The organism is Aeromicrobium sp., assembly GCF_036676885.1.
GTDB lineage: Bacteria > Actinomycetota > Actinomycetes > Propionibacteriales > Nocardioidaceae > Aeromicrobium.
On record NZ_JAKFCB010000350.1, the window covers coordinates 19,724 to 31,449 of the forward strand.

General features: G+C 69.9%; 10 protein-coding genes. 3 read left to right on the plus strand and 7 right to left on the minus strand.

Annotated features, from left to right (window positions below):
- Window positions 1–41: 41 nt before the first annotated feature.
- From V6M46_RS16575 to V6M46_RS16605, 7 genes are all read right to left on the minus strand, one after another.
- On the minus strand, window positions 42–983 hold the full coding sequence (locus V6M46_RS16575) for an alpha/beta hydrolase fold domain-containing protein (protein ID WP_332667101.1): 942 nt from the start codon (window positions 981–983) through the stop codon (window positions 42–44).
- A 104-nt stretch (window positions 984–1,087) separates the two neighbouring features.
- Window positions 1,088–1,858 carry an SCO1664 family protein gene (locus tag V6M46_RS16580; protein WP_332667102.1) on the minus strand — a complete coding sequence of 257 codons (771 nt, stop codon included), beginning with the start codon at window positions 1,856–1,858 and terminating at the stop codon, window positions 1,088–1,090.
- Window positions 1,855–2,415, minus strand: coding sequence for a DUF3090 domain-containing protein (locus tag V6M46_RS16585; RefSeq protein WP_332667104.1), 561 nt, complete (start codon window positions 2,413–2,415; stop codon window positions 1,855–1,857). Before V6M46_RS16585 ends, V6M46_RS16580 begins: the two co-directional genes overlap by 4 nt.
- Before the next feature lie 9 nt (window positions 2,416–2,424).
- Window positions 2,425–3,132, minus strand: coding sequence for an MSMEG_4193 family putative phosphomutase (locus V6M46_RS16590; RefSeq protein WP_332667105.1), 708 nt, complete (start codon window positions 3,130–3,132; stop codon window positions 2,425–2,427).
- Window positions 3,133–3,153: 21 nt separating this feature from the next.
- Entirely contained in the window at window positions 3,154–3,609 is a 456-nt protein-coding gene (locus V6M46_RS16595; protein WP_332667107.1) for an acyl-CoA thioesterase, read from the minus strand.
- Window positions 3,610–3,661: 52 nt separating this feature from the next.
- The gene (locus tag V6M46_RS16600) at window positions 3,662–4,951 is read right to left on the minus strand and encodes a Glu/Leu/Phe/Val family dehydrogenase (protein WP_332667109.1); all 1,290 of its coding nucleotides are present in this window, start codon (window positions 4,949–4,951) and stop codon (window positions 3,662–3,664) included.
- A complete protein-coding gene (locus V6M46_RS16605; protein ID WP_442880542.1) occupies window positions 4,952–8,386 on the minus strand; it encodes a bifunctional proline dehydrogenase/L-glutamate gamma-semialdehyde dehydrogenase in 3,435 nt (1,144 codons plus the stop codon).
- Between the two features lie 117 nt (window positions 8,387–8,503).
- Between V6M46_RS16605 and V6M46_RS16610 the strand changes: the two genes are divergently transcribed.
- The 3 genes from V6M46_RS16610 to V6M46_RS16620 form a co-directional block, all read left to right on the plus strand.
- Complete coding sequence (locus V6M46_RS16610) at window positions 8,504–9,400, plus strand: LysR substrate-binding domain-containing protein (RefSeq protein ID WP_332667112.1); 897 nt, start codon at window positions 8,504–8,506, stop codon at window positions 9,398–9,400.
- A gap of 80 nt (window positions 9,401–9,480) precedes the next feature.
- Window positions 9,481–10,683, plus strand: coding sequence for a PucR family transcriptional regulator (locus V6M46_RS16615; RefSeq protein WP_332667114.1), 1,203 nt, complete (start codon window positions 9,481–9,483; stop codon window positions 10,681–10,683).
- A 272-nt stretch (window positions 10,684–10,955) separates the two neighbouring features.
- On the plus strand, window positions 10,956–11,726 hold a 771-nt coding region (locus V6M46_RS16620), incomplete at its 3' end, for an amino acid permease (protein ID WP_332667116.1).

Sequence of the window (11,726 nt, forward strand, 5' to 3'; positions counted from 1 at the left end):
ATTCTCACTGATCGGAGGCACTCCCACGGGGAGGTGCGCGCTCAGGTCGTCCCTGGAGCCGTGAGGGTGGTGGCTTGCTGCACGTGCCGGGCGATCAGAGCGTAGACCTCACGAGCCTTGTCGTCGTCCTCGGCGTCGTACCCATGATCGGCGTCGGCCACGTCGTGGTGCTCGACGAGCGCACCCGCCGCGCGGAGCCGTTCGGCGTACTGCACGCCTTCCGCGCGCAGGAGGTCGAGCGCCGCCGTGATGACCACAGCCGGAGCGATGCCGTGCAGGTCGGCGGTGTCGGTGAGGTTGGCAGGTGAGACCAGCGGATCGAGGCGGTCCTGAGGATCGGGCACGTAGGAGCCGTCGAAGACCTCTGCCATCCACGGGCGCAGCTTCGGCTTGGGGATCGCGGCGCGCTTGTCCTTGGCGCTGGTCGCCAGGTCGAGCGGCGGGTAGTGGAGCACCTGCAGTGCGATGGCGGGCCCGTCCTGCTCGAGCGCCTGGCGCGCCACGGCAGCCGCCAGCCCGCCTCCCGCGCTCTGACCACCGACCGTGACCCGGCTGCCGTCCCAGCCGTGCGCGGCGCCGTTGGCGGCGACCCATTCCACGACTTCGTACGCCTGGCGGGTCGGCGCGGGGAAGGGGTGCTGCGGGGCGACGACGTAGTCGACGTTGATGACGACGACATTCGCCTCCGCGGCGAGGAAACGGCACAACGGATCGTCCAGGTCGATGAGCGGTATGACGTAGCCGCCACCGTGGAAATTCACGTGGACAGCCGGGGCGGGGCCATCGGTGTCGGGGAGGTAGACGACAGCGCGAGCCGGTGCGATCGAGGTGGGGATCGTGATCTCGTGGCTGTTGCCGGGGAACTCGGTGAGGCGCTCGTACGGGGAGGTGCCGATCTTGCCGGAACGCGCGGCCAGGCCGGCGACGCGTTGCAGTGTCCTGGCCGCGAACGCAGCCATCACGGGTCGGGCCAGGATGGACATACGTGTCTCCGATCGGGTGTGGTGCCCGCTGGGCAAAATCATCAGGTTCCCTGTGTAATGCCGGAAGATTAGCACGCTGACGGCCGGTGCGGAATGGCCTCAGCTCAGAACGGCGGCCAGGGGATCGCCGGCATGTCGCCGCGGGGTGCCGGGAACCTGGCCTCGTCGAGCAGCAGGTCGCAGCGGGCAGCCAGTCCGGCGATCTCGGCCTCGGTGAGGAGCGCGGCGAGCGTGTCGCCGAGGTCGGTGGACAAGGCGGAGCGGACGCGCTCGACGCCCTCGAGCTCCTCGGGGTGCAGCTCGCGGCCCAGCCATCCCCACAGGACCGTACGCAGCTTGTGCTCGGTGTGGAACGTGAGCCCGTGGTCGACGCCATGGCGGTGGCCGTCGGCCATCTCGAGGACGTGCCCGCCCTTGCGGTCGGCGTTGTTGACGACGATGTCGAACACCGCCATCTGGCGCAGCGCGGAGGAGTCCTCGTGGATCAGCGACACCGGCCGGTCGCGATCGTCAAGACCGTCGAAGACGTGGCACCAGCCTTCGGCGGGCATGCCGTCGGCAGGGACCAGGGTGACGGCCTGCTGGGCCGGGTCGGGCTCCCGCCACAGCTGCACCATCCCGGGGCCAAGCGGCCCATCGCGCAGCCAGGTCGGCGGCGCGATGTGCCAGCCGAAAGACTCGGAGACCGCGTATGCCGCGACCTCGCGGTGGGCGAGGTTGCCGTCGGGGAAGTCCCACAGCGGCCGTTCACCGGCGATGGGCTTGTAGACGACCTTGACGTCACCGATCTGGCCGAGGAACGTCGCGTTCGACGCCGGCATGATCCGGCTGGTCAGCTCGAGGTCACCCTCGACGACCCCGGCGGCGAACGTCACCGGAACCCGTCGGGCAGCTCGCAGATGTGGTCCTCGGAGTCCATCGGCAGACGGCACAGCGGGCAGATGGGGCGACCGGCCCCGACGACCTCGCGGGTGCGCTTGGCGAAGGCGCGAGCCGTGCCGACCGGGATCCGGACGAGCAGCGCCTCCTCCGGCTCGACCTCGATCACCTCGACGTCCTCGAGCTCGTCGACATCGACCTCGATGATCGGGAACGCCTCGATGACGATCTGGGCGGTCGTCGGGTCCCAGCCGAGGCTCATCACGCCGGCGCGGAACTGCTCGTCGATCGGCAGCTCCAGGGGATCGTTGTCGACGAGCCCCTCAGGAGTCAGCGCCGGGACGCTGTACGGATTGCCGTCCGTCGCCATGAGCTCGTCGAGGACCTCCTCGACGCGTTCGGCGAGGGCGGCGGACTGTTCCTTCTCGAGGGAGACGCTCACGATCCGGGACCCCGTCCGCGCCTGCATGTAGAACGTACGCGACCCGGGTTGCCCGACCGTCCCGATCACGAATCGATCGGGCCAGTCGAATCCGTGGACGATGGGTGGCATGTAGCCATGTTAGGAGCGCGCCGAAGGTGGACCCTCGGGGCCCGCTCCGCCGCCCACTGTTGCGTCACCAGCGCCGGGGTCGGCGGCGAGCCAACCGAGGTCGCCCGCGTCGGTGTTCATGGCCACGACATCGGGCCGGGTCGCGGTGTAGCGGACGATCGACGCCGACGCCGGGTTGATGGTGATGCGCTGGAACAGGTCGAGGTGCATGCCGAGCGCGTCGGCCAGGATCGACTTGATGATGTCGCCGTGGCTGACCGCGGCCCACACCGCGCCCGGACCGTGCTCGGCCTCGAAGGCCGCGTCGAGCCGGCGGATCGCGGCGACGGCCCTGGCCTGCATCGCGGCCAGCGACTCCCCACCGGGGAACACGGCGGCCGAGGGTTGGGTCTGCACGACCGACCACAGGTCCTCCTTGGCCAGGTCGCCGAGTGCGCGGCCCTGCCAATCGCCGTAGTCGCACTCGGTGATGCCGTCCTCGATCGGAGCGGCAGGGGAGCCGGCCTGACGGTCGAGGATCGCCTGCGTCGTCTGCCGGCAGCGTTCCAGCGGACTCGAGACGATGCCGACCAGCGGCACCGCGGCCAGCCGCTCGCCTGCCCGGGCCGACTGGTCCAGGCCGGTCGGGTCGAGCGTGATGCCGGCGATGCGGCCGGCCAGCACGCCGCTGGCGTTCGCGGTCGTACGCCCGTGCCGAACCAGGATGACTGTGGCCATGCCTGCGAGCCTAGGGGACCGTCATGACTCGCGTGCTGCGCGGCGCCGGAGGGCGTCGGACCATCGGCGGTGTTCCTCGTCGGTTCGGGGTGCAGCTTGTCGCACTGCGCACGGCTTTCCGTCATCGCCCAGCGCGACCATCGTGAAGTAGCAGCTGTTGGTGTGCCTCCGGACCCCCGTCGTGACGTCCTCGGTCTCCACGCGGATGCCGACCTCGAGCGAGGATCGTCCGGTGTAGTTGACCGACGCCAGCAGCGTGACCAGGTCGCCGATGTGCACCGGACTGTGGAAGCGCACCTGATCGACCGACGCCGTGACCATGTACTGGCGTGTGAACCGGCTCGCGCACGTGTAGGCGACCTGATCCAGGTACTTCAGGATCAGGCCGCCGTGCACGTTGCCGGCGAAGTTCGCCATGTCCGGCGTCATGAGGATCGTCATGGTGAGGTCGCGTTCGATGCGTTCTTCAGTCGGCACGAGGCCTCCGTCCTTCCGTGGGTCGGAGCGCGCTCCACGCGACTCCAGGCGGTTACGGGTAGAGGCCCCGGATCTGGTGCGCCTCGGCCACGCGCTGCACCGCGATCACGGTCGCGGCCTCGCGCAGCGTGATCCCGAGCTGCTGGGAGCTCTCGACGACGGCGGTCCAGCCCGCCAGCATGCGCTGGTGCAGTCGCTCCTCGACCTCCTCGACCGACCACCAGTACGCCTGGTTGCCCTGCACCCACTCGAAGTAGGAGACGATCACGCCGCCCGCGTTCGCCAGGATGTCGGGGACGACCAGGACTCCCTTGCCACGCAGGATCTGGTCGGCCTCGGCCGTCGTCGGCCCGTTGGCGCCCTCGACGACGACCGTGGCGCGGACGTCCGCGGCGTTGGCCGCGTTGAGGACACCCTCGACCGCAGCCGGAACCAGGAGATCGACGTCGAGCGTCAGGAGGCTGTCGGGGTCCATGGGTTCGGCGTCGGCGAACCCGAGCACGGTGCCGGTGACCGCGACATGCTCGTGCAGTCGCACGACGTCCAGGCCGTTGCTCGCGTGAACCGCGCCGTACTGGTCACTGACGGCCACGATCCGCACGCCGGCGTCGGCGAGGAACTGGGCAGCCGAGGCGCCCACCTTGCCGAATCCCTGCACCGCGGCGGTCGCTGCGGTCGGGGCCACACGTACGTGCTGGAGGGCGGCCAGCGCGACCTGGGCCACGCCGCGCGATGTCGCGGTCGACCGGCCCAGTGAGCCGCCGATGCTGACCGGCTTCCCCGTGACGACGCCGGGAACCGTGTATCCCGCGTTGACCGAGTAGGTGTCCATGATCCACGCCATGGTCTGCTCGTCGGTGCCGATGTCGGGCGCCGGGATGTCCTTGTCCGGCCCGAGCACGGGCTGCAGCTCGCTGGCATACCGGCGGGTCACGCGCTCGAGCTCGCCCTTCGAGTAGAGCCGCGGGTCGATCGTGACGCCACCCTTGGCGCCGCCGTACGGTACGTCGAGCAGTGCGCACTTCCACGTCATCCACATCGCGAGCGCCCGCACCTCGTCGAGGGACACGTCGGGGCTGTAGCGGAGCCCGCCCTTGGTCGGCCCCCGCGAGAAGTTGTGCTGCACCCGGTAGCCGGTGAGGACCTCCATCGTGCCGTCGTCCCGTCGCAACGGGATGCTGACGCGGGTCTCCCTGCGGGCGCTGGCCAGCAGCTGGTGGAGTCCGTCGCCGTAGCCCAGCAGGTCGACGGCGAACTTCAGCTGCGCCAGCGCGTCGGCCAGAGCATGCTCACCGGGGCTCCGGTCCGTCGTGGTGGGGGTGCGCTCTTCGGTCTGCGTCATTCAGATGATCCCGTCGGTGAGGTGGTTGGGTGTGCCGAATCGATGTGCGGTGATGCTGATGGCCTGCTCCTCGAGGAACGGCAGCAGCTCGAGCCGGCCGGCCTCCGTGACGCGGTCGGCGTACACCGCGAGGTCGGGTCGTCCGCCGGTTGCGCGCGCGAGCGATGAGGCGTCGGCGCCGATCAGCCGGACCCGGGCGTGCTGGATCGAGTCGGCGTCACGCAGCCACTCGCGGTCGGGCTGCACGACGACCTTGACTCCCAGCTCGGCGAGGGCGGTGTCGAGGGCATTCGGCGGCGCAGTCGCTGCCGAGACCGTGATCGTGGATCCGGTGAGCAGCCCGGCGCCGACGACTCGGATGAGCACGGGGAGCGGCGTGTCCTCCGCCAGGCGTACGAGCACGGGCGTGGGGACGTAGCGGAAGAGGTTGCGCTCGGCGCTCAGCTGCGAGGCGTCCTTGACCTGGCTGAACTCCTCGCGCCAGGCGATCGCGTCGCTCGAGAACGAGCGCTGGAGGAAGTCCAGCTGCCATGGCGCGAGACCGATCTCGTCGGCGGCCCGGAGCAGCCGATCTGCCGCCGGGGCCAAGGCGGTGTCATCGGCGCTCGACCGTGCGCACTCCCAGGAGCCGAGCCCGACCAGGTAGTTGGGCCCGCCGGCCTTGAACCCGGGCCCGACGGCGGACTTCTTCCAGCCGCCGAACGGCTGACGCTGGACGATCGCTCCGGTGATGCCACGGTTGACGTAGAGGTTGCCGGCCTGGACGCGGTCGAGCCACGTCGCGATCTCGGCAGGATCGAGGGAGTGGATCCCGGCAGTGAGGCCGTAGTCGACCTGGTTCTGGATCTCGATCGCCTCGTCGAGTGTCGCGGCGGTCATGATGCCGAGGACGGGGCCGAAGAACTCGGTGAGGTGCACGTGCGAGCCGCGCTGGACCCCTTCACGTACGCCGGGGCTCCAGACCTGTCCTGCGTCGTCGAGCCGACGCGGTTCGACGAGCCAGGACTCACCAGACTCGAGCGACGTGAGGGCGTCGAGCAGCTTGCCCTGCGCGGGTTCGATCAGCGGGCCCATCTGGGTCGTGGCGTCCTCGGGGCGGCCGACCGTCAGTGAGGTGACGGCGTCGACCAGCTGGTCGCGGAACCGCCGTGAGGTTGCGGCAGACCCGACGAGGATCACGAGCGATGCGGCCGAGCACTTCTGGCCCGCGTGGCCGAACGCCGAGTGGGCGACGTCCTTGGCGGCGAGGTCCAGATCCGCGCTGGGGGTCACGACGATCGCGTTCTTGCCGCTCGTCTCGGCCAGCAGCGGGAGGTCGGTCCGGAACGAGCGGAACAGCTCCGCGGTCTCGTACCCGCCCGTGAGGATCACGCGGTCGACGCGGGCGTCGGACACGAGCTGACGTCCCAGGTCGCCCTCGTCGAGGTGCACGAGGTGCAGGACGTCGCGAGGGACGCCCGCCTCCCAGAGTGCGTCGACCATGACCGAGCCGCAGCGTGCCGCCTGGGCGGCCGGCTTGATGACGACGGCGGATCCGGCGGCCAGCGCCGCGAGTGTCGAGCCCGCGGGGATCGCCATGGGGAAGTTCCACGGGGGAGTGACGACGGTCAACGCCGAGGGCATGAACCGGGCGCCGTCGACATCGTCGAGCTCGCGCGCGAGGTGGGCGTAGTAGCGGGCGAAGTCGATCGCCTCGGAGATCTCCGGGTCGGACTGGTCGAGGGTCTTGCCGGCCTCGGACGCCATGACCTCCGCCAGGTCGGCCCGGCGGGTCTCGAGCACGTGCGCGGCCTGCTCGAGGATCTCGGCGCGAGCGGCGCCACTGAGCAGGCCCCAGTCCGCGCCGGCTTTCACCGCGGTCGACAGAACCGTGTCCAGCTCCAGGACGCTCGAGAGCGTGTGGCGGGCGACCAGGTCGGTGCCCAGCGTGGACGTGGCGACGCGGGAGAGGATCCCGCGCGCCCAGCGGCGGTTGTCCGGCAGCGACGAGTCCGTGTCGGGCGCGTTGTGGAACTCCGTCGCGGTCTCAACGACAGGCGGGAGCAGCCGGTTCTGCGTACGGTTCGGCGCCGGCACGTCGGTGTCGAGCGCCGCGAGCGAGGCGAGGAAGCGCTGCTTCTCGCGCTCGAACAGCGCCTCGTCGTCGTGCAGGTCGAACACCGCCGACATGAAGTTGTCGTGGCTCGCGCCCTCCTCGAGCCGCCGGATCAGGTAGGCGATCGCGACGTCGAACTCGCGCGGGTGCACGACGGGTGTGTAGAGCAGGAGGCCGCCGACCTCCTGCTTGACGACCTCGGCCTGTCCCTGAGCCATGCCCAGGAGCATCTCGATCTCCATGCCGTGGCGCACTTCTCGCCTGCCGGCGAGCAGCCAGGCGTACGCGAGGTCGAACAGGTTGTGCCCGGCGACGCCGATGCGCACGTTGTCGATGTGCTGCGGCTGAAGGGCGAAGTCGATGACGCGCTTGTAGTTGGTGTCGGACTCCTGCTTGGTGCTCCACGTCGCGAGCGGCCAGTCGTGCAGCGACGCCTCGACGCGTTCCATCGGCAGGTTGGCGCCCTTGACGACGCGGACCTTGATGCCCGCGCCGCCCTTGGCCCGCCGCTCGGCGGACCAGGTCTGCAGCCGCATCATGGCGCTCAGGGCATCCGGCAGGTATGCCTGCAGCACGATGCCGGCCTCGAGGCCGAGGAGCTCGGGCTTGTCGAGGATCGTGGTGAACACCGCGATCGTGAGGTCGAGGTCGCGGTACTCCTCCATGTCGAGGTTGATGAACTTCGGGGTCGGGGAGCTCGCGGCCTGCTCGAACAGCGGGGTCAGGCGCTCCACGATGTGCTCGACGGCCTCGTCGAATGCCCAGGCGGAGTGCGGCCCGATGGTCGACGAGACCTTGATCGACACGTAGTCCACGTCGGGGCGGGCCAGCAGCTCGTGCGTGCCCTCGAGCCGGCGAGCGGCTTCCTGGTCGCCGAGCACGGCCTCGCCCAGCAGGTTGACGTTGAGCCGCGCCCCACGGCGGCGGATCTTCGCGATGGCCCTGCCCAGCCGGGCGTCGGTGGCATCCACGATCAGGTGGCCCACCATGGACCGCAGCGCACGGCGTACGAGCGGGATCACCAGGCGCGGGACGACGAGCCCGGCCGCACCGCCAAGACGTACGGCTGTGCGCAGGTGCCACGGGAGGAACGCCGGCACGTCCCGGGCGAGGGTCGCGAAGTTGCGGGCGGCGACGCGAGGGTCCTCCGGCCGGATCACGCCGTCGATGAACCCGACCGTGAACGGCAGGCCCCGGGGATCCTTCAACACCCCGGCCAGCTGCGTGCCGGCACGGTCGGGCGGCACCTCCGCGGAGCTGGCGAGCCAGCGCCGGACGAGGGCGATGGTCTCGTCGGCGAGCTCGAGCGTGTCGGGTGCGCGGTGGGCGACCTCAGTCATCTGGAACCTCAGGATCTGTGCGGCGTTGTAGGACCAGTGTGTGAGGCGCATCAGTTAAGGTAAAGCAATGTTTTCTGACGTGTATTCGTCAGATTTGATGATGATTGGAAGCGCGCCATGCTGGACGTTCGCCGACTCCGCCTGCTGCGCGAGCTGCACCTCCGCGGCACCCTCGCGGAGGTCGCGGCGGCGCTCCACCAGAGCCCTTCCTCGGTCTCCCAGCAACTGACGCTGCTCGAGAAGGAGGTCGGCGTCGAGCTGCTCCGCAAGGTCGGGCGCAAGGTCCAGCTGACGCCGGAGGCGGAGATCCTGGTGGAGCACGCGGGGGCGGTGCTGGAGCGTCTGGAACAGGCAGAGTCCGACCTGGCGGCGTCGCTGGAGAAGGCGAGCGGCACCTTGCGGCTCGTCGCGTTCCAGTCGGTCGTGCTCGCGCTCATACCCGCGACGCTCACGCTCCTGGCGCGTGATCATCCGGGCCTTCGCGTCACGATGACCCAGCGCGAGCCGGAGACCGCGCTGTACGAGACCTCGGCGCGCGACTTCGACCTGGTGATCGCCGAGCAGTACCCCGGCCACGCGGCGCCGTGGTACCCCGAGCTCGACCGGATGGACCTGACGACCGATGCGATCCGGCTGGCCGTGCCGCCGGCCGGCCATCGGTGGTCCGACATCAGCACGATCAGGGACGCTGCCGAGGCGCCGTGGGTCATGGAGCCGCGAGGCGCCGCGTCCAGGCACTTCGCCGAACAAGTGTGTCGTTCGGCCGGGTTCGAGCCCGACGTGCGGTTCGAGACCGCGGATCTCCAGGCGGAGATCCGGCTCATCGAGTCCGGCAACGCCGTCGCCCTCCTGCCGAGCTTGATGTGGATGGGACGAGAACCCTCGGTCCAGCTGCACGACCTCGCCGGGATGCCGCGGCGAACCATCTTCACCGCGACCAGACGCGCATCTGCTCGGCATCCCGCCGTCATGGCGTGCCGTGAGGCGCTGGCGATCGCGGCGGGTACGTCGTAGGGCCCAGCTTCGCGGCCCCGCGATTGTCCGGATGCCGAGACCCGGGGTCCGCAGGTTGCCGGGCCGACCCGGATGCGAGGATGCTCGGGAAATGCTGGAACCCCGAGCGGATCATGCGGCCTGAGTTCCAGGACATCGTCGACGAGGTGTCGCGGCTGCTGGGGAGACCCGTGACGCTCGAGGATCGCGCCTTCAACCTTGTCGCATTCGGCTCGCACGACTCGCAGGTCGACGACGTGCGGCTTCGCTCGATCCTGCAGCGTTACTCGACCCGCGAGGTGCAGGACTGGTTCGAGAGCTTCGGCATCGCGACGAGCAACGTGCCACTGCGTACCCCGAACAGCGCCGCCCTCGGCGTCGTCAGCCGGCTCTGCCTCCCGGTCCGCTGGAACGGCGTCACGTACGGCTACCTCTGGCTGCTCGACGAGCACGCCGGGATCGACGAGGCGCGCGTCCCCGCCGCGGTGGCTCTCGCCGAGCGCGCCGGCGCCCTGATGGCGCAGCAGGCCCGATCGCGTGAGGAGCTCCAGTACACCGTCCAGGACCTGCTGTCGGCCGACCCCGAGGCGGTCGAGCGGGCCGTCACGCAGATCCACGACCTCGGCGTGATCGGCCGAGACGCCTCCGTCGCCGCGATCGAGCTCCGGCTGGTGGCGCCGGGCCCGGCGCGGCTCGTGCCCATGAATCTGTGGCGGTTGCCGCGGTCGGTCCTGGCCGCGAGCGGCGACGAGCAGCAGACGCTCCTCGTGCCCGTGGGCTCAGGTGGCCTCGAGCTCGTGCGCGACATCGCCCAGCAGGCGTGGGAGCTCTACGCCGAACGCCTGCCCGCCGCCGCACGGGCCGGGCTGGTCGCCGGGATCGGTGGAATCCGGCCCACCCTGTCGGAGGCGCGAGCCAGCTGCCTGGAGGCCCGGCTCGCCACACGGGTCGGCGAGGCCGTGCCGTCGCTGCGGCCCATCGCCACGTGGTCGGAGCTCGGGGTCTACCGCCTGCTGGCCTGCGGCCCGGAGAAGGCGCTCGCCGGGGCCGTGCTCGACCCGGCCGTGCTCCGGCTGCTCGAGGAGGACGGCGACGCCGACCTGCGCGACACCGCACTGGCATACCTCGACGCCGCCGGCAACGTGCAGGAGACCGCGGCGGCGCTCGGCGTGCACCGGCAGACCGTCTACTACCGCGTGCAGAAGATCGAGCAGGTGACCGGCCTCGACCTGTCGCGCGGCGACCACCGACTGGTGCTCCACCTCGGCCTGACGATGGCGCCCTTCGTGACGGACCCCGGGTAGACATGCTCCGTTTGTGCACCTGTCACACATCGAATCGACCAGGTTCGTACGCCTGTCGGTCGCGGCCACTCGTGCCGAGGGTCTAGGTTCAGACGAATCACCACGGCAGAGCCGCAGTCGGGGGATCGGGGGCCACACAGCTCGCGCCCGCCTGCCCGGTGATGTCGAGATCGAGGCCCGCACCCAGGGCCCGCTCCAGGCGAGCACGTCCTGCTCGCCGTTCCACCACTGCCCGTCACCACATCAGTCGATGCATCCCATGGGAGACACGCATGTCAGCCGGACCAGAACTGAAGAAGACCCTGACCCAACGTCAGCTGTCGATGATCGCGATGGGAGGTGTCATCGGCGCCGGCCTGTTCGTGGGGTCCGGCGCGGTGATCGGCGATGCCGGTCCCGCCACCTTCATCACGTACGCCGCGACCGGCGTGCTCATCATCATGGTGATGCGGATGCTGGCCGAGATGGCCGTGGCGAACCCCTCCACGGGGTCGTTCGCCGACTACGCCCGCAACGCGATGGGCGGGTGGGCCGGATTCTCGGTGGCCTGGCTGTATTGGTACTTCTGGGTCATCGTCGTCGGGTTCGAGGCCGTCGCCGGAGCGAAGATCATCCAGTACTGGGTCGACATCCCCCTCTGGGCCTCTGCGCTCGTGCTGATGCTGCTGATGACGGGGACCAACCTGTTCTCGGTCTCGTCATTCGGTGAGTTCGAGTTCTGGTTCGCCGGCATCAAGGTCGCGGCGATCATCTTCTTCATCGTGTGCGGCAGCCTCTTCGTGATGGGCGCCTGGCCCGACAAGGGACTCGACTTCAGCAACCTGTGGGACCACGGCGGCTTCATGCCCAACGGCCCGACTGCTCTCACCGCAGGCGTGGTCACGGTCATCTTCTCGATGGTCGGCGCCGAGGTGGCGACGATCGCGGCGGCCGAGTCCGAGAACCCCGAGCGCGCGGTCGCCAAGGCGGCCAACTCGGTCATCACCCGTATCTGCCTGTTCTTCGTGGGTTCGGTCTTCCTGCTCGCCGTGATCCTGCCGTGG

What these genes read in the sequence shown, in the direction of transcription:
- V6M46_RS16585 (WP_332667104.1), bottom strand. Translation starts at nt 2,415, where the DNA reads ATGCCACCCATCGTCCACGGATTCGACTGGCCCGATCGATTCGTGATC.
- V6M46_RS16610 (WP_332667112.1), top strand. Translation starts at nt 8,504, where the DNA reads ATGCTGGACGTTCGCCGACTCCGCCTGCTGCGCGAGCTGCACCTCCGC.
- V6M46_RS16575 (WP_332667101.1), bottom strand. Translation starts at nt 983, where the DNA reads ATGTCCATCCTGGCCCGACCCGTGATGGCTGCGTTCGCGGCCAGGACA.
- V6M46_RS16605 (WP_442880542.1), bottom strand. Translation starts at nt 8,386, where the DNA reads ATGACTGAGGTCGCCCACCGCGCACCCGACACGCTCGAGCTCGCCGAC.
- V6M46_RS16590 (WP_332667105.1), bottom strand. Translation starts at nt 3,132, where the DNA reads ATGGCCACAGTCATCCTGGTTCGGCACGGGCGTACGACCGCGAACGCC.
- V6M46_RS16600 (WP_332667109.1), bottom strand. Translation starts at nt 4,951, where the DNA reads ATGACGCAGACCGAAGAGCGCACCCCCACCACGACGGACCGGAGCCCC.
- V6M46_RS16615 (WP_332667114.1), top strand. Translation starts at nt 9,481, where the DNA reads ATGCTCGGGAAATGCTGGAACCCCGAGCGGATCATGCGGCCTGAGTTC.